General features: G+C 70.2%; 17 protein-coding genes. 2 read left to right on the plus strand and 15 right to left on the minus strand.

The genetic code is table 11. The annotated features are described in order from the left end of the window. The 14 genes from GWK61_RS61705 to GWK61_RS27580 form a co-directional block, all read right to left on the minus strand. Positions 1 to 87 (minus strand): hypothetical protein (locus GWK61_RS61705; RefSeq protein WP_499702315.1); only part of this gene is annotated, 87 nt, incomplete at its 3' end. 409 nt (positions 88 to 496) lie between these two features. Beyond that, on the minus strand, positions 497 to 1,009 hold the full coding sequence (locus tag GWK61_RS27520) for a phage baseplate assembly protein V (RefSeq protein ID WP_194912896.1): 513 nt from the start codon (positions 1,007 to 1,009) through the stop codon (positions 497 to 499). 24 nt (positions 1,010 to 1,033) lie between these two features. Beyond that, positions 1,034 to 2,164: a hypothetical protein gene (locus GWK61_RS27525; RefSeq protein WP_228563039.1), complete on the minus strand. Its 1,131-nt coding sequence runs from the start codon at positions 2,162 to 2,164 to the stop codon at positions 1,034 to 1,036. After that, positions 2,157 to 2,540, minus strand: coding sequence for a LysM peptidoglycan-binding domain-containing protein (locus GWK61_RS27530; RefSeq protein WP_194912897.1), 384 nt, complete (start codon positions 2,538 to 2,540; stop codon positions 2,157 to 2,159). The genes GWK61_RS27525 and GWK61_RS27530 overlap by 8 nt, the downstream gene beginning before the upstream one ends. After that, positions 2,537 to 3,187 (minus strand): CIS tube protein, encoded by a 651-nt coding sequence (locus GWK61_RS27535; protein WP_194912898.1) that lies wholly within the window; start codon positions 3,185 to 3,187, stop codon positions 2,537 to 2,539. Before GWK61_RS27535 ends, GWK61_RS27530 begins: the two co-directional genes overlap by 4 nt. Further along, positions 3,184 to 3,777, minus strand: a complete 594-nt coding sequence (locus tag GWK61_RS27540) for a hypothetical protein (protein WP_194912900.1) — start codon at positions 3,775 to 3,777, stop codon at positions 3,184 to 3,186. The genes GWK61_RS27535 and GWK61_RS27540 overlap by 4 nt, the downstream gene beginning before the upstream one ends. Before the next feature lies 1 nt (position 3,778). Beyond that, entirely contained in the window at positions 3,779 to 9,769 is a 5,991-nt protein-coding gene (locus GWK61_RS27545) for an eCIS core domain-containing protein (protein WP_194912902.1), read from the minus strand. Next, positions 9,766 to 10,149 carry a hypothetical protein gene (locus GWK61_RS27550; protein WP_194912907.1) on the minus strand — a complete coding sequence of 128 codons (384 nt, stop codon included), beginning with the start codon at positions 10,147 to 10,149 and terminating at the stop codon, positions 9,766 to 9,768. Before GWK61_RS27550 ends, GWK61_RS27545 begins: the two co-directional genes overlap by 4 nt. After that, positions 10,140 to 12,164, minus strand: coding sequence for an ATP-binding protein (locus GWK61_RS27555; RefSeq protein WP_194912909.1), 2,025 nt, complete (start codon positions 12,162 to 12,164; stop codon positions 10,140 to 10,142). Before GWK61_RS27555 ends, GWK61_RS27550 begins: the two co-directional genes overlap by 10 nt. A 1-nt stretch (position 12,165) precedes the next feature. Next, positions 12,166 to 13,512 carry a Pvc16 family protein gene (locus tag GWK61_RS27560; RefSeq protein ID WP_194912911.1) on the minus strand — a complete coding sequence of 449 codons (1,347 nt, stop codon included), beginning with the start codon at positions 13,510 to 13,512 and terminating at the stop codon, positions 12,166 to 12,168. Next, the gene (locus tag GWK61_RS27565) at positions 13,509 to 14,264 is read right to left on the minus strand and encodes a hypothetical protein (RefSeq protein WP_194912912.1); all 756 of its coding nucleotides are present in this window, start codon (positions 14,262 to 14,264) and stop codon (positions 13,509 to 13,511) included. Before GWK61_RS27565 ends, GWK61_RS27560 begins: the two co-directional genes overlap by 4 nt. Continuing rightward, positions 14,257 to 15,057 carry a hypothetical protein gene (locus GWK61_RS27570; protein ID WP_194912914.1) on the minus strand — a complete coding sequence of 267 codons (801 nt, stop codon included), beginning with the start codon at positions 15,055 to 15,057 and terminating at the stop codon, positions 14,257 to 14,259. Before GWK61_RS27570 ends, GWK61_RS27565 begins: the two co-directional genes overlap by 8 nt. 12 nt (positions 15,058 to 15,069) lie before the next feature. Continuing rightward, positions 15,070 to 15,594 carry a phage tail protein gene (locus tag GWK61_RS27575; protein WP_194912916.1) on the minus strand — a complete coding sequence of 175 codons (525 nt, stop codon included), beginning with the start codon at positions 15,592 to 15,594 and terminating at the stop codon, positions 15,070 to 15,072. A gap of 10 nt (positions 15,595 to 15,604) precedes the next feature. Next, a complete protein-coding gene (locus tag GWK61_RS27580) occupies positions 15,605 to 17,455 on the minus strand; it encodes a phage tail sheath family protein (protein ID WP_194912923.1) in 1,851 nt (616 codons plus the stop codon). A gap of 785 nt (positions 17,456 to 18,240) precedes the next feature. Here GWK61_RS27580 and GWK61_RS27585 point away from each other — a divergent pair. Continuing rightward, positions 18,241 to 18,882, plus strand: coding sequence for a GOLPH3/VPS74 family protein (locus tag GWK61_RS27585; protein ID WP_194912925.1), 642 nt, complete (start codon positions 18,241 to 18,243; stop codon positions 18,880 to 18,882). 57 nt (positions 18,883 to 18,939) lie between these two features. Here GWK61_RS27585 and GWK61_RS27590 read toward each other — a convergent pair whose 3' ends face one another. After that, positions 18,940 to 19,524: a helix-turn-helix domain-containing protein gene (locus GWK61_RS27590; protein WP_194912927.1), complete on the minus strand. Its 585-nt coding sequence runs from the start codon at positions 19,522 to 19,524 to the stop codon at positions 18,940 to 18,942. A 47-nt stretch (positions 19,525 to 19,571) separates the two neighbouring features. Between GWK61_RS27590 and GWK61_RS27595 the strand changes: the two genes are divergently transcribed. Next, positions 19,572 to 20,438: a class I SAM-dependent methyltransferase gene (locus tag GWK61_RS27595; protein WP_228563041.1), complete on the plus strand. Its 867-nt coding sequence runs from the start codon at positions 19,572 to 19,574 to the stop codon at positions 20,436 to 20,438. Positions 20,439 to 20,555 lie beyond the last annotated feature (117 nt).

A 20,555-nucleotide genomic window follows, 5' to 3' on the forward strand; every position in this document is an offset into this window, starting at 1 on the left:
GCACAAGACCCCGGCGATGGCCTCGATCAGCAGCGTGGTGCGGTTGATCGCGGCGCTGATCCGCGCGGTCAGCGCGCCCATCTCCACGCCGCTGGTGTTGAAGGGCCCTGAGTTGCAGCTGAAGATGTCGGCGCTGCTGCACCGCGGAGACCAGCGGCGAGCCCTGCGGGATCTGCTCGACGCTCTGGCAGATGCCGACAGAGCCCTGATCCAGGGTCTGCGCGCCGCCGACCGCGACCCGGGACGACGGCGTGACCCAGCGGATCGTCACGCAGGGCTGCGGCTTGCCGTTGGGCAGCGTGAACGGGCAGCCGGTCACGGTGTAGACGTCTGAGAACCCGTCGAGCGGATCGCCGCCGAGCAGGACCCGGGTCTGGGCCGGGACCGGGTTCGCGCGGCCGCCGTGCGGGCAGGTGATGGTCGCCTGGGTGTGGAGCAGATTTCCGGACACGAGCTGTTCCCCTCCGTTTTTCCTGCTGGTGCTTCTGGCGTGAGGTCAGGTGACCTTGAACGCCTCCCCGTTGATCGTCACGCTGGGTCCGACCAGGTCGATGCTCGCGCCCTGGCCGTTGCTGATGTGGATGCCGGTGTCGTCGATGACGATCGAGGCGCCCGAGGGGGACTTCAGCGTGATGCCGGGCCCGCCGGGGGTGTCGGACATGACCAGGGTGTGCTTGCCCTGCGTCTGCAGGACCATCGGCGCCTGCCCCGGCACCGCGGTCTGCGCGTCGGAGGGCAGCTCGGTGGCGCCGCCGTACCAGCAGCCGGTCCACATCGGGTAGCTCGGGTCGCCCTGCTCGAACTCGACCCACACGCCGGCCCCGACCGGCGGGATGACGTGCATGCCCATGCCGTTTCCGGCCACCGGGAAGGACGGCAGGGCCCAGGAGGACATCTCGGCGCCCAGCACGTCCGGCACCTGGACCTGCAGGCGCGCCATGCTCATCGGGTCGATGTTGTTCACGACGCTGCCCCGGTACTTGCCGATGTACTTGGTCGGCTCGGTCACGGCTTTGGCTCCTTACGGCACGACTTACGGCACGACGACCGGTGTCAGGGATATGAGTCCCTCGCGGACGAGGGTGAAGTTCTGCGTGTACTCGCCGGGCTTGAGGTTGTGGGTGACGCTTTTGACGTAGTAGAGGCCGTCGTAGGTGATGCCGGCGCCGCGGACGCCGACGAGTTCGCGGGGGCGCAGGACGTGGCCGTAGCGGGTGACGTCGAGCTGGCCGGAGCCGCTGACGGCGTCGGCGGACTGCGCGGCGGCGGCCAGCGTCTCGGCCAGGGTCTGGCTGGCGTCCTTCTTGGCGGTGTCGTCGATGACGGTCTTCTTCAGCGCCGGGGCGGGGCGCAGCGCGAGCGGGGGTCGCAGGATGCTGACCTCGGGCACCGGCAGCACCGTGGAGGTGCGGGTGAACGGGATCTGGATGCGGGCCTGCGGCTGCTCGCGGGCCGTGCCGTCGAAGGCGAAGGTGAGGGAGTCGACGTTGGACAGGTCGTCCATGTTGACGCTGATGGCGTGCTGCGGGACGCCGAGGCGCACCTCCGGGCCCCAGTAGGCCTTGCTCTGGTTGGGGATCGGGCCCGGGTCGAGGTAGAAGACGAAGCCGTTGGCCTGCGCGAGCTGGTTGAGGTAGGCCAGGTCGGTACCCTTCTGGAAGTCGATCCGCTGCGTCGGCGACGGCGTCTGCGGGAAGATCTCCGGGATGACCAGCGGGATGATGCCGTACTGCGCGTAGTTGCCGATGATCTCGGCGCAGCGCGCGAAGTGCGGCATGGCGGCGAAGGCCGTCGCGGGCTTCTCCTCCAGGTCCATCAGGACCGTGAGATCCTCCCCGGTGACGGTGAGCGTCGAGGCCCCGGCCTTGCCGCTGATCCCGACCTCCTGCCGGATGATGACGCCGTCCATCAGCACCGACATGGTGCCGTTGACCGTGACCGCGATGACCACGCGCGTCTTGGGGTCGAAGAAGCCGGCGGGCAGCAGCACCTGGTTCAGCGGCGAGTTCTTGGTCAGGTCGAAGGCCAGCTGGAACCCGCTGCGCTGGCCGGCGGTGACCGTCACCTGCGCGGTGAGCAGCGCGTCGGTCACCGGCTGCGGGACCGGCACCGCGATCTGCGGGCCCATCAGCAGGTGCAGCCGGATCAGCGAGACCTCAGCCACTGACGAAACCCCCGGTCCCCGGCGTCGCACTGGGCATCCCGCCGGGCAGAGTGATCTGCAGCGTGGCACCGGGCGTCGCGGTGAGCTCCTGCGGATCCAGAGCAGGATTGGCATCGGCGAGCTGCCACCACTGCGTCGGATCGCCGAGGAAGCGGTAGGCGATCTGGTCGATCCGATCCCCGGCCTTGACCTTGTAGGAGTCCACGGCGGTGAGCGCGCTCGGATCCGGCAGGAACCGCCGAGTGAGGTAGGGGATCTGCGTGCCGTCCGCAGTCGTGTGGACGGCGGTCGGCACGGCGTAGTAGCGACTGGTCCGCGGATACGACGAAGGCGTCGCCGCCGCGGCCAGAGCGGCCTGAGTGTTGTCGATGGTCATCCGATCCCTCCGATCCCGAGCACCCCGAGCTGCACCCCCTGCGGCACCTTCCGCGCCAGAGCCTGTTTCTGCGCCAGATGCGCCAGATAGAGCTCCGCGCCGCGGTGATGCGTCGGCAGATCGCTGGTGGTGAGGACGTGCAACGTCAGGTTGAGCGTGGCCCGCACAGGGTTGAGGTCGACGTCGAAGAGCTGCTCGGTCACCGAGAACTCGGTGATCCGCACCGGCATGACCCGACTCGCACCCCAGGTGAAGAGCGTGAGCGGGGTCTCCACCGGCGTGATCTCAATGGTGCCGACATCAGCAAGAGCCTGATTCAGCCGAATGGTGGCGGAGCTCGGCTGCACCAGCATCTCCAGCAAAGCGAGCTGCGGCATGATCCCGTCCGGAGCCTCGATCTGAGGCTGATCGGTGGCATCGATCTCCACCTCGATCTTCCAGTCCTCCTTGGCCGGCCCCACCAACCGCAAAGCCTCCAACCGATCCCCCTGCTGCCCGTCCGTCGCCGCCTGCGGCACCAGCGTGCGCTGCAAGCTGTCGGGGTTGAACTGCATGACGATGGCCACGGTGGGCGTACCGGTGACGGGGTCGACGACGACTATGCCGGAGCGGATGGGTTTGGGGAGGTCGGCGTAGGTGATGGTCATGACAGGTGCGCCTCGTATCCCTCTAGGACGACTTGGGCCAGATCCCTGATGCGCTGATCCCGGTCGTCGGCCGCTAGTTTCGTCAGCAACAGCCGATAGTCGGTCCACGGCTGGATCGTGATCGCCCAGATCGCCGCCTCGCGGAGCTGGGGATCCCGATCACGCAACGTGTTGCTGATCCGGTCGACCAGCCGCATGTCGACGGCCTCGGGGGCACCCAGCGCCGCACGCAACAAGGCTCTGCCGATCTGGTTCAGGCCCTTCGCCCGGTCGACGTCCGCCAGCAGTTCATCGAAGGTCTCGACGTCGAGGTACGGGGCGGCGAGTCCGGCGGCCGACGCGGCGGCCATCGGATCGTCCGCGCTGGCGAAGAAGAAGGAGCTGTCGGAAAGCCCGTGCATCACGTAGTGCAACGTCGGTCCGGTTCCGATCCCCCACTGCGCCTCGTAGGGGACACCGGCAGCCGGGTCGGCGTCGATCACGCCCCTGAGCGGCCAGTCCAGCATCTCGGCGGCGCGGGCCACCTCCGATTCTCCCTCCGCCGCGCGGAACACCTGCGAGTCCGATTTATGGAGTGTGCCGGATGCCATGTCAGCCCTTTCGCGCCCGGTAAAGCCGGGTGAATGTCTGGAAGTCAATCCCTTGTCGCTTGGCATCCTGCCACATCTGGAACATCTTCACGTCTTGCGGTGCGGTGCCGTAGAACGCGTGTATCCGCTTTCTGATCTGGTCGCAGAGCTGATCCTCGACGCTCTTCTTGGAGCCGTGGTCGACTTTGATGTCCTGCAATTTGATCCAAGCCTCCACCAGATCGACTTCGGCCTTGATCATCGCCTGTGCGCCACCGCTGAGCGAGGACTCGGTCTTGCCGCTGAGTCCTCCAGAAGAGAGATAGGTGTTCACCTCGTCCGCGGCGGCCTGCGCGCCTTGCGGGATCATCGGGGACCTGCCCAGCTCCGTGGCCAGATCGCCCGTCGTCATCGCGTTCTGCATGACCATCGCCGCGGTGGCCATCGTGGCCTTGCCTCTCATGCTCTCGACATCGGTCATGAGGACGGCCATGCTCGCCGCCCAATCCGGGTTCGCCATACCGGTGCGGTCTCCACCCACGACCTGCGCCATCTCGGCGGCGAGCGTGGCACCACCGGGCAATAGCTGAACATCGCGGATGAGGCGCGCGTACGACCCGCTGGTGCCGGGCGGAGCCGGTGCTGACAGGGGAGTGACGCTCTTGGGCAGCTTCGGGATGGTGACGAACTTGTTGCGGAGCTTCTGGAACGTGGTCTGGAGCTTGTTCATGTAGCCCTGCATCCAGGTCACCGTCAACGGCGGTCCGCCGGGGCGCTCGAAATCGATGTCCTCGCGAGTGAAGGTGAGCTGTGGGCTCATCTTCGTCTGAGTGAAGTTCGCGAGGGAATTGAGGCCGACCCGGTTCTTGACCTCAACCACGTTGCGGTTTTTCGGGACGACACCGCGCATTTGACTGGACATCGATATACCGGATTCCGCGCCGGCTTTGCTGCTCGGCGAGAAAATCACTTCCTGGGAAACCTGCCGAAGGAAGCGCAACAACATGTCGCGATCCACCGTCGCGCCGTTCGAGAACGTCACCGTCGGGTTGATGGTGGCCGCGATCTGGAAGTCCGAGCTTCCTGTCATCGCCAACGATGCGAGCCGGTACCAGATCCGCATGCCCCGCAGCGCTGCCTTGAGGGCGAAACCGGGAACGCCCTTCCCGAGCATCCAGTCGACCTTCGGCTGGATCCGCGCGACCGCGGCTGCGAGTCGTTCCTCAGGGCTCTTCGGCGGGTGCTTCTTCTTCCACCAGTCCGAGGCCTTCTGTTTCCACGTCTGGAAGGCCTGCTTGACCTTCTTCGCTCCGTTGAGCAGTGCCTTGCCCAGCTTGGTGTTCGCCAGGCGGTGGCCGAGGGCTTTGGCGCCGCGCTTGAGGGCGTTCCAGCCGCGTTTGGCGAGGGCGGCGGCGCGCTTGAGGCCGTTCTTGGTGAGGGTGCCGAGTTTCTTGGCGCCGCTCTTGAGGGCTGCCATGGCTTTGCTGGCGCCCTTTTTGGCGGCGGTGAAGGCTTTGCCGGCTGCCTTGCGGAGGGTTTTGGCGCCGCGGCCCAGGGCCGCCATGATCTTCTGGGCGATGCCCTTGAGCTTGCTGGTGATGCCGCTGGCGGCGCCCTTCAGCTTGGACAGGAGCCAGTTGGCGATGAAGTCGATGAGGGCTACGGCGCCGGAGGCGACTGTCTGGGCGAACAGGCAGGCTGCCTGGCCGTACTTCACCGCTTTCAGGAACTTGATGAAGGTGCTGATGGCGGCGATGATGCGGCTGATGGTGTTGTAGGCGGCGACCAGGCCCTGGATGATCTTGAGGACGGCTCCCGCCGCGGGGATCAGGGCCGCTATCACGTTCTCGATGACCAGTTGGATGATCATCTGGGGGAGTGCGGCTATCAGGGCCTTCCAGGCCATCTTCACGATCTGGCCGATGCTGATGCAGCCCTTGACCAGGATGTCGAAGATGGCCTTGCCGAGGCCGATGATGCTCTCGATCTTCTGCGTGAACCAGTTCTTGACGGCGCTGACGATGGCGCCGAACAGGTAGAGGCGCACGCCGTCCTTCACGGCGGTGGCCAGGTTGCTGATCCAGCGGCCGGGGTTCTGGGCGATGTCGACGATGATGGAGGCGAACTCGCCGAAGACGGCCAGGGCCTGCTGGGCCCAGGTGATCAGGTTGTTGATCTGGTTGCGGACGTAGTTCACCGCGGCGATCAGCCCGGCCTGCAGGCCGTCGAGGATGCTCGACAGGAGGGAGCCCAGGGCCGACAGAAGCTTGCTGACGGCGGATTTCAGGCCGTCGGCGATCGAGTTGACCTTGGCGATCGCCTTGTCGCGCCAGCCCTCGATCAGCTTGCGGAACTTGTCGCGGATGCCCGGGAACGCCGCCAGCAGCACGTCGCCGAGGGCGATCAGGCCGGCGGCGAAGACCTTGATGAAGCCGACGATGGCCTTGGCGGCCAGGTCGATCAGCCCGGTCACGAACTTCGTGAAGGTGCTGATGATGCCCTGCACCAGCTTGCGGGCGGCGTCGAAGATGTCGTTGATGGCGTTGCAGATGGCGTTGAACGCGGCGCTGATCTTCGACTTCACCCAGCCGAAGAAGCCGCCTCCGCCGCTGCGCTTCTTCGCCTTCTCCTTGCGCGCGTCGTCCTCGGCCTTGGCGCGCTGGTCGTCGATGCTCTTGTTGTCGGTGTCCTGACGGTCGGTGATCTGCTTGTCGGTGCTCTTGGCCTGGTCGTCGACGTCCGAGCGGGCCTTGCCGTGCCGGGTGTCGGCGTCCTTGTTCGCGTCCGCGATCTTCTGGTCCTGCTCGTCCCGCCACTGCTGACGCCCCTGGTCGGCCTGCTGCTTGACGTTCCCGCGCTCGTCGGCCTGCTGGGTGCCGGCCTCCTTGACGGCCGCGTCGATCTGCTGCTGGTTCTGCTCGTGCGCCTGGGTGGTGTCGGTGTCCTTCTTCTGCTGCTGCGTGCCCATCTGCGTCGAGCCCTGGTCGAACGCGGCCTTGAACTGCGGCCCGCGCTCCTGCTGGGCGACCACCGACGTGGCCTGCGCCATGCTGTTCGCGGCGCCGGCACCCGCGCCCGCGCCGCCGACACCGCCGGCAGCGGCAGGCCCGCCCTGCGCCCCGGCCGGACCCGGCACCGCACCCTTGAGCGTCTCAGGCTTCACATTCGGGTAGATCTGGGTCTCACCCAACGGCAACGCGGCATCCTGACGCCCGACCGCCGCGACCTGCCCGGACCGGTCGTGCAGCGTGTCCATCTGCTGGTCGGTCTGCGCCGGGTCCTTGTCCCCGGTCAGCTGGACCGTCGGCGCCGCGCCGACCGTGGTGTGCAGCGAGGGGTCGGTGGTCGGGATGTTGTTGATCGACCCCTGGACGCGGTCCGCCTCCTCCTGCGTCACCTTGCCCTCGGTGTCGCCGGCGACGCTGGGCGGCTGCACGTTCGCCGCCGGAGCCGGACCCTTGGCGACCTGCTTCTCCTGCGGCTTCTGCTCCGGACCCTTCTGCTGCGGCGGCGGGGCCTCCATCTTCGGGACCTGAGTCGCCACCGCCGGCGCAGAGGTCGGCGGCCCGTTGAGCACCTGCGGCGCCCCGGACGGCCGCTCGATCGACGGCGGCGCGGCGGTCAGGGCGGCCCGGTCCTTGCCGACCGAGGTCTGCACAGACTGGTCGACGCCGCCGATGGTCGCCTGCATCTGGTCCGGTGCCAGGGTACTGACGGTCGCCAGCGCGGCCTGCGGCTCCTGCGTCGCGACCTGCGGCGGCGCCGGAGCAGGCGGAGCCGCGTCGGCACCCCCGCCCCCGCCTCCGCCGCCACATCCCTTGCCTGCGGCGTCGGTGTCCGGCGCGGTTTCCGGCGCACCACCGCAACTGCCACCGCCGGCCTCCAGCGAGCCGTCGGCCGGGGGAGCGCCGTCGGCCTGCTGGTCCGGCTGCTGCGCGGAATCAGGGCCCGCGGCATCAGCCTGCTGATCCGGCTCGGCCGCACCCGGCGCGCCGTTCTCCGGAACCCCGGACGCCTCGTCGACCTGCGGCCCGCCCTCGGCCCGGCCCTGCTCGGCGGCCTGCGCCAACTCCCCGCCGTCCGGACCGGCGTGCGCTTCGGGGCCGGACGGCGCGGACTGGTCGTCCAGGCCCTGATCCTGCGGTCCGGCCGGTTCCGGCGGCGCGCTCTCGGCGGCGGGCTCGGTCTCCGGCTCGGACTCGATCGCGTCCGGGCCGACCTGCCCGGGATCGGTCTGCGCCTGCGGTCCCTCGCGCTGCTCCTGTGCTTGCTCAGCGCGATAGTCGGCAGTGCGCTCCCGAGCCTCCTGCTCCGGCGGCACGCCGGGATCGACGGCGTCGTCCTTCGGCGGCGCCGGGAAGCCCGGCACGCTCGGCTCGACCACCGAGCCGTCGGACGACAGCTTGATCTGGTCCGCGGTCGGGACCGAGCTGACATCGAGGTCTGATGTGGGCAGGCCGTCGGATACCGGCCCGGCGGCACCGGCCGCACCCGCAGCCGTACCACCGGCCGCGCCGCCAGCACCCGCCCCGCCGACACCGCGACCCCGGGCACCCGATGCGGTCGGCTCCGCCTCCGGCGTCACCTCAGCCGGGGCAGCCACCTCGGCGGTGGCGTCGGCGGGCAGCCCGATCGGCTCCTCGCCGGGTGGCACGGTGTCGTGCTTCTGCTGGCCCTTGCGCCGCAGCAACCCATGGTGAAGCAGGGGACTGTCAAGTGCGAACGCCGCGTCGTCGACCGCTCCGGCCGCGACATTCCCGAACCCGCCATCGCCGGCCGAAGCGCTGACTACGGCGCCGATTCCGGCTGCCCCGATCGCCCCGGCCGCCAGTTGGGCTCCCGGCGCACCCGGCGCCGTCTTTTCGTCGGCTGCGGTGTTCTGAGCCTTCTCGGTGCTGTCCTTGCTCTGCTCAGAGTCCTTGGCGGTCTGATCCTTGGGCGCCTCGTCCTTGACGGGCTCGTCCTTGTCGTGCTGATTCTTCTTGCCGGCCTTCTCGGGCCGTTCCTTCTCGTTCTTTTCGTTCTTTTCGTTCTTCTCGGTCTTCTTGTCCTGGCTCTGGACCTCGGCGACCTCGTCGTGCGACTGCCGCTCCGTCTCCCGGTCGTCCTGCTCGCTCTCGGGATCGGGCTCCGACACCGGCTCCGGCGTCTCGTGCGAGTCGATCGGCGGGTCGCTGGCCTCGACGTCGAGCTTGCCGACCAGCGCCATGACCTTGCTGAAGTCCGAGGACGGAATCCGCTGCTGCAACGTGTTGAGCACGTTCTCACGCAGCTCGGGTGCGAGCTTGGCCAGCTGCAACTGGACGCGCCCCGACCGGTCGTCCGGGTCGCCGCGCAGCGAGCGCAGCAGCCCGGCGACGAGCCGGTCGACGACGGTCGCCGGATCGAGTTGCTCAGTACGCTGATTGTCGGCGCTGACCGTGGCGTAGCGGAGCAGGCCCGGCGTCGGCTCCAGGTGCTCGCGCACCTGCCGCGCCTGGTTGGTGGCCCGGCCGGCGGTCAGCCCGCGCGCCACCCGCTCGGCCTCCTGCTCGATCGGCTCGGAGGCCACGCTGACCCGGCCGAGTCCGGCGTCGCCGTCACGCCGGCCGCCGAGCGATCCGCGCGGCTGCGGGCTCTGGACGGTGTGAAGGATCTCGTGAGCCAGAAGCCTGCGACCCTCCGCCGTCTCCGGCCGGTAGCTGCCGGCGGCGAAGAAGATCTCCGGCCCGACGGTGACGGCGTCCGCGCCGATCAGCTCGGCCAGCCCGGCGGCGTCGCGGTCGGTGTGCACGCGGACCCGCGACAGGTCGTGGCCGAGCTGCACCTCGAAGTCCCGGCGCAGGCCCCAGTCCAGCGGACGGCCCGCCGAGGCGAGGATCTTGCCCGGCTCGACCGGACGCGGAGCCGCCGGACGCGGCCGGGTCAGCGGCTGCCGCTGCTTCGGCTGACGCTCACGACGCTTGGCACCCTTGCTGCCGTCCTTCTTCGAGTCCTGCTTCGCCTGCGGCGCCATCGCCGCCGGGGCGCTCATGCCGCGCTCCTGGTCGGCTCAGGACCCGACGCACCGGACGGACCGGACGTCGCAGGGCGCTGCGGCGGCCTAACGATCGGGATAGAAGACGTCTGCGTCACCACGCCGCCGGACGCGCCGCCCGACAGCCCGGCGAACAGCGCGTTCGCCAGCGCCAGCCCGAACCGCCGCGCCGAACCGGTCGCCGGCAACGGCGCCAGCGCCGCGACGGCCTCGGCGACCCGCTCCGGCCGCAGCGCCTCCATCGGCAGCCCCTTCGCCCGCACCAGCCGACCGAGTTCGCGTTCGAAAACACTCGCCACGCCCGCGGCGTCCAGCGCCCCGAGCCCGGTGAACACCAGCTCGTCGATCTCCAGGTGCACCTCGCGGATCAGATCCATCCGGCCACCTCGCCCGGCGGCAGGGAGCGCTCCTGCTTCAGGTACTCCGTCCTGGCGGCGGCCAGCATGTGCCGCATCTGCAGCTCCTCGCCCTCGTCGGCGGCGAGGAACGCGGCGGCCAGCGCGATGTTGCGGATCGAGCCGCCGGCCACGGTCAGCCGGGCCAGCAGCGCCGGGTCCAGGCCGCGCGCGGGGGTCTGCTCCGGGATGACGCGGCGCCAGATCTCGGCGCGCTCGGGGACGTCGGGGAACGGGAAGTCGACGACGAACCGGATCCGCCGCATGAACGCGCTGTCGAGCGCCTTCTTCATGTTGGTGGTGAGGATCGCCAGCCCGCGGTACTCCTCCATGCGCATCAGCAGATAGCTGACTTCCAGGTTCGCGTACCGGTCGTGGCTGTCCTTGACCTCGCTGCGCTTGCCGAACAGCGCGTCGGCCTCGTCGAACAGCAGCAGCGCGCCGCCGCGCTCGGCGCCGTCGAAGACCTTGCGCAGGTTCTTCTCGGTCTCGCCGATGAACTTGCTGACCACCTGCGACAGGTCGATGACGAACAGGTCCAGGCCGAGCTCGCGGGCCACGACCTCGGCCGCGAGGGTCTTGCCGGTGCCCGAGCCGCCGGCGAACAGGGCGGTGACGCCCAGCCCGCGGCGCAGCACGGCGTCGAAGCCCCAGTCGCGGTAGACGGTCGCGCGCTGCCGGACGTGCGCGACGATCTCGCGCAGGATCGTGCGCTGGGCGGTCGGCAGGACCAGGTCGTCCCAGGACGCGCGCGGCTCGACCCGGCGGCCGAGGTCGGCCAGGCCCATGCGCGCTTCGGCGAGACCGGCGCGCCACAAGAGTTCGCCGGGGTCCTGATCCGCAGCCGGGTCCTGGCTTTCGGCGGCGTGCCGGACGGCGACACCGGCGGCCCGGATCACGTGCGCGGGCAACGAGAACTGCGAGACGAGCTCGCGCAACTTCGGCTCAGCGAGCGCGGCTGTGCCGTTGAGTGTGGAGGCCCACAGCAGATGCTGTTCTTCGGTGGTCGGCATGGTCGCGCCGACGCGCTCGCGGTGCACGCGTAGTGTCGGCAGCGGATCAGGGCTCGACAGCGCAAACGGCGTGGTCCCGGCGGCGAGCACGGCCTCGGCACGGGCCGCGTCCTCGGGACCGTCGACATCGACCAGCAGCGCGGCGGGGAGCAGGACGGCTTCGCGCTCCCACAGGCGCGCCAAAGCGTCGCGGTCGGTTGGGTCGGCGGGGAGTTCGCCGGCGCGTACGGCGTAGAGCCGCAAGCCACAAGCTGCGGCGGCGTGGGCGGCGATCTCGATCCGCGTCTGGCGGTCCGCGCCGACGATCTCGACCCGGGGCTCGGTGTCAGGACGCTGCCACACCGCGGCGATCCGCTCCGCCGCGACGTGCTGGGAGGTGGGCAGCGCGTCGGGGCGCGGCGTGGCCTCGATGAGGCCGTGCAGCCGCGGGTCGAGGTAGGGCGCGCCGAGCAGGAAGTGCAGGACGCGCTCGTCGATGCGGATGCGGGCGCTGGTCAGCGCGTTGGACTCGTCGATGGACAGGAGCATCCAGCGGCGCAGCGGAGCGACCGGTGTCAGGGCACTCCAATGCGGGTCGCTCAACGCGGCCAGGCCGAGTCCGAACGTGGGATAGGCGAGCTCCGGTCCCGAGGCGGCGGCGCACGCGGCCGGAGTGCGCGGGTCGATCTCGGCGGCCGCGGCCAGGACGAGGAGGTCGCGCTCGAAGGGGGTGAGGCCGAAGCAGGCGGTGACGGTGTCCAGGGCGGAACCACCGGCAAGCACAGCAGCCTCATCGCTTGCCGCGCCCGCCGGGGCGGAGGCGTGGGCGTGCCGCGAGCCGGTCTTGGCGCGGTCCGAAGCGGCACCGGCCTTGCCGTCGGCGTTCGAATCGCGGCCTGCTCCCTGTTCCGCATGCGCGTCCAGCCGTCGGAGCACGTCCGAGATCGCGGCGGCGAGCGCCTGCAGGTGCTCCTCACCGCGGCCGTCCGGGCGCGCCCCGCTCATCTCAGCTCCCCTGCTGCTCTGTCGACGGGGCCTGCGTCGTCTTGCGCGCTGCGGCCTTCTTCGCGGGAGCCGGTGTGGCCGCCGCCGCGCCGAGGTTCACCGACGGCGAGTCGAAGTGCCCTGACGCACCGATGCCGAGCGGGCTCTGTGCGCCGTCCACCTGCACGCGCACCAGGTACGACGTGGCCGCGACGTTCGTCGCCTGCACCGTCACCGTCTGCGGATTCGTGCGCGTGCCGAGCGGGAACGGCGCGTCGAACTGGTAGCTGCGCGGCTGGGTCCCGGCGGCCGGCGTGATCTCGTCCAGCAGCATGCTGACTCGCTGGGTGTCGCCGACCGGCATGTCCACCGTGACGCCCAGCTGCGCGGACACCGGGTCCGTGCCGGTCTTGCCGGCCACCGTCACCGCGCCGGTGATCGTCGGCTGGCGCACGAACGGCACGCCGTTGGACTCGAACCCGCGGTGCGGCGTCGGCGGCACGCCGAGCAGCAGGTTGTGCACCACCGACACGGTGTACGTCCCGGGCTGCAACGTCGCCGGCACCGCGATGGTCAGCTCGGTGTCCCGCACCTGCGTCGCGGGCACCGGCACCTCCAGCGCGTCGAAGCGCACCAGCACCTCGTCGGACTTCAGGCCGCTGCCGCGGATGACCAGCGTGTCGCCGGACGGCACCGGCCCGGGTTGCGGGACCGCGCCGGGGTCGGAGGTCGGGCGGGACAGGATCTCGCTGATCTGCGGGCCGGTGCTGGGCACGGCGGTCAGCGTGCGGGTCAGGACCGGCTTGCCGGCGGTCGGCGTCTCGCGGCCGTCGAGCAGCACCGCGGCGGCCTGATACGTCACCGACAGGGTGTAGCTGGTCTGGAGCAGGAACGACCAGAGCTTCGAAAGCTCCTCGGTGTCCATGTGCGTCGGAGTGAAGCGGATCCGCTGCGGCGCCGCCGGCAGGTCGGTGCCGGCCAGGAACGGCATCTGCGCGGCCTCGGCGATCAGGTCGTCGGTGAGCATCGGCAGCTCGTACAGGCTGCGCACGACGCAGCCGAGCATGCGTTGCGGGACCAGCTGCGTCTCGTCGCCGAAGAAGGTGATCAGATAGCTGAGATCCAGCGCCGCGACCGGTCGGCTGAGCAGCGTCCCGTCCGAGGCGCGCATCGGCTCGTCCCGGTTGCGCAGGTGCGGATCCGGCGTCACCTGGTACAGGAACACGGTGATGGTCGGTTCGGCCGGCGGTTCGGCCGGCGGCCGGCCGGAGATCACGTTGACGGCGAACGGGATGTCGGGCGTCAGCGCCCGGACGATGAACAGCCGCAGCGCCTCGGTGGCCGTGGCCACCGCCAGGAAGTTGCTCACCGGCGCCCCCCTTCACGGGCCAGGTACTCGTCGAGCTTGAGCGCGGGTTCGCGCGTCCGGCGGTCGGGCCGGGACGCCGGACCGGCGGGTGCCGGGGTCGCCGCACGGACCTCCAGCCGGCCGATCCGGACCGTGACCGACGGCGGTTGTGGTGCGGTGGCCGCGCGCTGGGCCGGTGGTGCGCCGCGTTCGGCGAGGCGCGCTCGTGGCGTCGGCGCAGGTTGGGCCGAGGCCTGGCGCGAGGTGGGCATCGCGGTCGCGGGAGCGCGGTCCGCCGGCGAGCCGGAAGCCGAAGCGCTGGCTGGGGAATCGGCCGAGGCGCGGGCAGCGGTAAGTCTGGAAGAACTCTGCGATGCGGCGATCGGCAGCGTCGGCGGATTCGACCGGGGGAGTGGTTGCTCCGCCGCGGCCGGTACGACGAGAAGAGGTCCAAGGCCCGGCTCGGTCGAAGATCGGCTGTCCGGCCGGGACCGGGTCACGGCGCGGTCCTCGGAGCGCGGCAGCGCGGGCCCGGCGGCCCGAGTGCCGAACGCCGGCTCGCTCCGATGCTCCATCGCGTTCCCCCGCCTCGAGTATTCGGATTCTGATGACGGCTGCTCGGTCCATTCGAGGTCCCCGGCCGTGCCGGGGCGTTCGAACGGATGCGGCAGCCGAGGCTGTGCGGCGGCGCTTCTGACGCCGTCGCCGTCCGCGGCCCGCGCAACCGGTGCGGACGCGGACTTCGCGAGCAGTCGGTCGAAGAAGTCAGCCATCGACGCACCGTTCCACGTAGTAGCGGCGTCGCTGAGGGCTCAGCGCCAGGATCTGGTCCTCGCTCCAGCCGTAGCAGGAGGCGAGGAGGTGGATGTCGGAGAGGATGGCGCGCGCCCAGACGTCCAGCTCGCGCCACAGGTATTCGGAGATGTCGAGTTCCGCGCTGATCTTCTGGGAGCACTCAGGGCACTGCATCGCCAGCCGGACGTCGGCCGCCGGGTCGGCAACGGCTGCGGCCGAAGCGATGGCCTGCTGGACCGGGGCCGGGATCCGGGACGCGTCGATCTTGCGGCCCGAACGCTCGGCCCGGATCACGATCCGGGCCAGCAGTGCCTTGCGGGCGGCGTCGGCATCGCCGATGCCTGATACCGCTTCGAGGTCGGCCGCGGTCGGTGAGTGGAAGTCGACCGACCACGAGCCTTCGTCGACGTGCAGCACCTGCGGTGCGTGCGGATCGGAGGAGCCGTCCAGCTCGGAGGAACCGTCGCGCTCGGAGGAGCCAGGCCCATCAGGGATCTGATGTGCCCGATCCCCGAGCAGCGCCCGCACCCCGAGCTCGAACTCCAGCTTCTCCCCGCAGTCCGGGCACCCGACCACGACCTCCATCCGGTCCCCGAACAGCGCGCCGCGCAACGCGAACAGCTCCGCGTCCCGCTGCCCCACGGCCGTCGCCTTCAAGTCCGCGACGCCGGCCCGCGGCCGTGCGAGCGCGTGCAGCAGCAGCGTCCGCTCGGCCGCGCCGGCCGTCGTCCCGGCCTCCCAGGTCGCCAGCACGTCCACCGCCCCCGGCATCCACGTCTCCGGTCAGGACGGGAACGTGAAGGAGGGCTCCTCAGGCTCCGCGACCTCCGGATCGCGCTCGATGCCCTCGCACTCCAGCTTGATGTGCTGGATCGCGACGGCGTTGGCGTTGCCGTCGAGCTCGGAGGTGATCTGGTACTCGCTCACCCACGCCCGGTACACCTTGAACGCCACCGCGACCTGGCCGGCCTCGTTGAGCAGTTCGATCACGATGTCCTTGCGGAAGTCCCGCAGCGAGGACTCCACCCCGCGGCCCGCGCCGACCATCCAGACCTTGTTGGCCCACTGGTCGAATTCCAGGTCGTGGGTGATGCCGCGCTCCAGCGTGATCCCGTCGAACTCGGTGCGCCCGGCCGACTTGCGCGGCGTGGAGGGGTCGCCGCCGCTGCGGTGCTTGACCACCTCGGTGGTCCGCTTGATGGCGCTGACCTTGCTGACCCCGGCGACCGTCCGGCCGTCCCACACCACCAGGAACTTGAAGTTCTTGTACGGGTCGAAGCGTTGTGCGTTGACTGTGAATTCCGCCATTGGGTCCCCCTCACACCTGCAGCTGTCCGGCCATCTGCTGGATCTGCACGACCACGAACTCCGCCGGTTTCAGCGGTGCGAAGCCGACCACGATGTTCACCACGCCGCTGTTGATGTCGTTCTGCGTGGTGGTGTCCTTGTCGCACTTGACGAAGTACGCGTCCTTCGCCGACGTGCCCTGGAACGCGCCCTGCTGGAACAGGGTCCGCAGGAACGCGCCGACGTTGAGCCGGATCTGCGACCACAGCCGCTCGTCGTTGGGCTCGAAGACCACCCATTGCGTTCCGCGGTAGAGGCTCTCTTCCAGGAACAGCGCGGTCCGGCGCACCGGCACGTACTTCCACTGCGAGGCCAGGATGTCGGCCCCGGCCAGCGTCCGGGCGCCCCAGACCACCGGGCCGACCACCGGGAAGTTTCGCAGACAGTTGACACCCAGCGGGTTGAGCAGCCCGTTCTCCGGGTCGGTCATCGTCACGGTGAGGGCCGAGGCGCCCATCAGCTGCGCGTCGGTGCCGGCCGGGGCCTTCCACACCCCGCGCTGGCTGTCGGTGCGCGCCATGATGCCGGCCACCACGCCGCACGGCGGGAACTCCCGCAGGCGCCCGGTCAGCGGGTCGACCGCCTCCAGCGCCGGGAAGTACAGCGCCGCGTGGTCGTTGCGCACCGGGTCGAAGTCGGACAGGTGCGCCCGGGCGGTGTCCAGCGTCGTCCAGGACGCCGGGGCGTCCACGATCAGGAACATCCGCTTGTCCTGGCACAGCGACTCGGCGGCCGAGATCACCGTGGTGGCCTGGACCGTGTCGCTGTAGCCGGCCAGTTCCGGCAGGCACAGCAGGTTGACGTCGAGCACGTCGCGCAGCGCCTGGATCCCGGTCTTGGCCGCCTCGCTGCCGATCAGGTCGGTCGGCGACGGCTTGCCAGCGTCGGTGCCGCCGGTCAGCGCGAACGCCGGCGGGTTGACCGAGCCCTCCAGGCCGAGGTTGTTCGCCTCGGTGCCGGTGAAGCGGACGGTGTCCGCCGGGTCCGAGGAGCCGGCGACGACCTGGATCTTCTGGCCGACCGCGTAGACCCGCAGGCCCCCGAAGGCCCGCTTGCCCGGCGCGTCCGGCAGGGCGCGCAGCTTGCGTTCGAACAGCGTCGCCAGTTCCGCGACCGTGGCCGGCGGCGAGGCGCCGTCCGCAGGGCTCTGATAGATCGTGACGTCGTGCTGGGTCGAGCCGATCGCCACCTGGAAGCTCTGGGTGAGGTCGGGCAGCGTGGCCGGGAAGTCCTTGGAGACCGTGCCGGACGGGTCCGGGCGGCCGGTGCCGGTCGCGGCGGCCGAGACCACCGCGGAGCCCGCGTTCACCACCGAGCTCACGTACTGCGGGTCCGAGGAGCTCATCGACAGGTTGCTGTACGACTCGCTGATCGTGCCGCCGGTGTCGGAGACGGTGAGGTTGAAGGTCTTGGTCGGCGTGGCGGTGCCGTAGTTGACGGTGGCGCGCAGCGCGTCGCCCCAGGCACCCGGCTCGGTCGCGGTCAGCGTCAGAGCCGTCGCGGTGGTCTGGTTGTCTGTGGAGGCCAGCGCCTGGCTCGCGGACGCCCCGCTGCCGGCCGCGGCCGCGCGGACCACGATGGCGACGTTCCCGCCGTTGGCGAAGAACTGGGAGACCGCGTAGCTGACCGGGCTGTCGGCGCTGATCCCGCCGAACTGCCGCTCGAAGTCGGCGAAGCTGGTCAGCGTGACCGGCTGGTTGAGCGGGCCCCGGCGGGTCTGCCCGACGAAAGCGGTCACCGAGGTGGTGACCCCGATGATGGTCCGGACGCTACTCGGGAGTTCCTCGATGTAGACGCCGGGGTAAGTGGTTTGGACCGGCATTCCCCCTCCGTTCCGTCAACGCGGCAAGACGACCGGGTTCGAAGGAGGGCGCGCGCGGCGCACATCAGTGCGTTGCGACGGGCGGCGTGCTAACCGGACCCCCACGGCAGGCAGGCAGCTGTGTCCTGTCTTTTTCCGGCACTCTTGTCCTCGCTTGGACTGCTACGTCTTCGAAGGTTTCATTTGCTGCGATGCGAAGTCAAGACATTTGACGAAGCCTTTGGACTTGCCCGATAAGTAGATCTTGACAACTTTTCAGTGTCTTTATAAAGAGACTGACACTGCACGTTCCGCCCCGGTTTCGGACGCCGCGCAGATCGGCGCCGTGGCGGATCCAAGCGCCGATCAGCACCATGACACCAGACGGACCATGGCAAGGGGTCGGTAAAGCGGTATTCAACGGTTAGGGGTTGTCACCTAAGGATTCACTCGAAAGCAGCTCATCTGCGGACATGGCATGCTCGGTGGCGAATCGTTCGCCTGGCTCGCGCCGGTTCCGGCGGGCCGGGGCGGGGGTTACCTTGAGCGCGTGAGTCCTGTGAGTCCTGGAGTCGGCCGAGGCGGTCGTCCGGCATCCGGGGGCGGTCTCCGGCGCGTCTCAAGCGTCTCTCAAGGCGCCTCTTACGGTACTTCCCCCGGCGCTGCCGTCGGGGAATGATGCGGCGCCGCCAGCGGCGTCTCGCGTGCCGCCCGCACGTCGGCGTACGGCGTCCGGGCCCTGATGTAAGGGTTCGTCGTCGCCCGCGTCTTTCACCAGTGTAGTAAGCACCCTTATGCTCGGCCCTGTGACAATCGGGGATGATCTACTCCTACTCGCGATCAGCCCGCGCGACGGACGGGTGCAGGCCGCCGAGGCGATGGGTCCGGCGTTACGGGGGGCCGAGGCGCTGGACCTGAGTCTGGCCGGGCGCGTGGCGGTGGCCGAGGGCCGGATCGCGGTCGCCGATCCGCGGCCGATCGGCCATCCGCTGGTGGACCGGTCGCTGGCCACGCTGCACGCCGAGGGCGGGGCGCCGCGGCTGCAGGCGTGGTTCAGCGAGCGGCCCACGGAGCCGGCGGCGCTGCACCAGTACGTGACCCTGCTCGCCGACCGGGGGGTGATCCGGATCGAGCGTCGGGGGGACGCCGGCGGCCGGGTGCGCTCCCGGCTGGTGCTGGTGGACCTGGAGCGGTGCGCGTATGTACGGACGCGGGTGGAGAACGTCTCCTCGCCCGGCGATCGTGCGCTGGGCAGCATCGTGCACGCCTGCGGCCTGGACGAGGAGCTGTACCCGGGCCTGCGCGGCCGATCGGCGCGGCGGCGGCTGGCGCGGCTGACCGAGGACGAGCAGCTGTCGCCCGGGGTGCGGGACTCGATCGAGGCGGTGGTCGACGCGGTGGCCGATGTGCTCGCGCGGGACCAGACCGGGGGCGGTGCGAGCCGGTAGTCGTTGGCGGCCGGACCTGATTGCTGCTTGGCGGGTTGGCGGGGGTCGGTGTTGTGTTCAGTGCGGGTCGGTGTCGCGCCGGTGTGCGCGCGAGCCCTCGTGGTCCAGGATCGACAGGATCTCCACGGCGGCGCCGTGCGCGGTGATCAGGTGCGGCGTCATCGTGCTGAACTCCGCGGCGTCGCCCTCCTGGACCAGGATGACGCGCTCGCCGAGCCGCAGCTCGGCCGTCCCGGACAGGACCGTGAACCACTCGTACCCGGAGTGGATCCGCAGCTGGTCCGGGCCGGTGGGGCGCTCGGCGGTGATGCGCAGCTTGGCGACGCTGACGCCGTTCAGGAAGCGCTCGCGCGACAGCAGCCAGCTGGTCACGCCCGGGGTGCCGCAGACCGGTTCGGGCCGGATCACCACGCCGGCCTCGTCCGGCGGCTCGACCAGCTGGTCGATGGTCGTGCCCAGGGCGCGGGCGATCGGCACCAGCTGGTCCAGGGCGATGCGGCGCTGGCCGGTCTCGATGCGGCTGAGGTTGGACGGGCTCAGGTCGCAGCGTGCGGCCAGCGAATCCAGCGTCCAGCCCCGGGCCAGGCGCAGGCTGCGGATGCGTTGGCGGACGATGGCGTCGACGTCGGGTTCTTGCGTCATAGGCAAGATGATATGCCGCTCGCGCAGATCGCGCTTACGCTGGAGGCATGGAACACGATCACATCGGCCGCCAAGGGCACGGTCACCAGCAAGGGCACGGCCACCACCACGACGCAGACGCCGCCTCCGCCGCCTCCATGGCGGACGTCCTGGACCTCGACGCCGAGGTGGTCGGCCCTTACCTCGACGAGCTGACCTCCTGGGCCGCCACCCACACCAAGGCCGAGCCGCTCACCGTCCTCGACGTAGGAGCGGGTACCGGAACCGGGACCCTGGCGCTCGCGCGCCGCTTCGGGAACGCCGAGCTGATCGTGATCGACCGCTCGCCGACCATGCTCGAGCGCCTTCAGGCCGCGGCCGCCGCCCAAGGCATCGCCGACCGCCTGCGCACAGCCCAGGCCGACCTCGACACCGGCTGGCCCGCGGTCGGCACCGCCGACCTGGCCTGGGCCAGCTCCTCGCTGCACCACGTCGCCGACCCCGGCCGGGTCCTCGCCGACATCCACGCGGCGCTGAACCCTGGCGGCCTGCTCGTGGTCGTCGAGATGGACGGGATGCCGCGCTTCCTGCCCGACGGCGTCTATCCGGGCTTGGAAGAACGCTGTCGGCAAGCCGCGGCGGACAACGGCTGGAACTCCTGGCCGGACTGGACCGGCCACCTGGAGCGTGCCGGGTTCACGGTTGCCGAGAAGCGCGTCTTCGACCTCGATATCCATCCCGCCCCGCCGGCCGCGAACCGGCTGGCGCACCGCATCACCAGCCGTATGCGTGAGCGTCTGGCCGACCAACTGTCCGCCGAGGACCGTGCCGATCTAGACCGCCTCCTTGATCCCGAGGGCAAGGAGTTCCTGTTGCGGCGCGCCGATCTGGTGGTGCGCGGCGCGCGCACGGCGTGGGCGGCGCATCGGGCCTGAGCATCCTGAGGCTTCCGTTCAGGGGACCTCCCACTGGTGTTCCGCCGAGCGGCCGGGCCGCGCCGAACCCGAGCCGGTCGGCGGCCCGGCGGCGCTGTGACCCCCCCTCGTCGCGTC

This window comes from Catenulispora rubra (assembly GCF_015356825.1).
Taxonomy (GTDB): Bacteria; Actinomycetota; Actinomycetes; order Streptomycetales; family Catenulisporaceae; genus Catenulispora; species Catenulispora rubra.

What these genes read in the sequence shown, in the direction of transcription:
- GWK61_RS27530 (WP_194912897.1), bottom strand. Translation starts at nt 2,540, where the DNA reads ATGACCATCGACAACACTCAGGCCGCTCTGGCCGCGGCGGCGACGCCT.
- GWK61_RS27535 (WP_194912898.1), bottom strand. Translation starts at nt 3,187, where the DNA reads ATGACCATCACCTACGCCGACCTCCCCAAACCCATCCGCTCCGGCATA.
- GWK61_RS27540 (WP_194912900.1), bottom strand. Translation starts at nt 3,777, where the DNA reads ATGGCATCCGGCACACTCCATAAATCGGACTCGCAGGTGTTCCGCGCG.
- GWK61_RS27545 (WP_194912902.1), bottom strand. Translation starts at nt 9,769, where the DNA reads ATGAGCGCCCCGGCGGCGATGGCGCCGCAGGCGAAGCAGGACTCGAAG.
- GWK61_RS27550 (WP_194912907.1), bottom strand. Translation starts at nt 10,149, where the DNA reads ATGGATCTGATCCGCGAGGTGCACCTGGAGATCGACGAGCTGGTGTTC.
- GWK61_RS27555 (WP_194912909.1), bottom strand. Translation starts at nt 12,164, where the DNA reads ATGAGCGGGGCGCGCCCGGACGGCCGCGGTGAGGAGCACCTGCAGGCG.
- GWK61_RS27565 (WP_194912912.1), bottom strand. Translation starts at nt 14,264, where the DNA reads ATGGCTGACTTCTTCGACCGACTGCTCGCGAAGTCCGCGTCCGCACCG.
- GWK61_RS27570 (WP_194912914.1), bottom strand. Translation starts at nt 15,057, where the DNA reads ATGCCGGGGGCGGTGGACGTGCTGGCGACCTGGGAGGCCGGGACGACG.
- GWK61_RS27575 (WP_194912916.1), bottom strand. Translation starts at nt 15,594, where the DNA reads ATGGCGGAATTCACAGTCAACGCACAACGCTTCGACCCGTACAAGAAC.
- GWK61_RS27580 (WP_194912923.1), bottom strand. Translation starts at nt 17,455, where the DNA reads ATGCCGGTCCAAACCACTTACCCCGGCGTCTACATCGAGGAACTCCCG.
- GWK61_RS27590 (WP_194912927.1), bottom strand. Translation starts at nt 19,524, where the DNA reads ATGACGCAAGAACCCGACGTCGACGCCATCGTCCGCCAACGCATCCGC.
- GWK61_RS27595 (WP_228563041.1), top strand. Translation starts at nt 19,572, where the DNA reads ATGGAACACGATCACATCGGCCGCCAAGGGCACGGTCACCAGCAAGGG.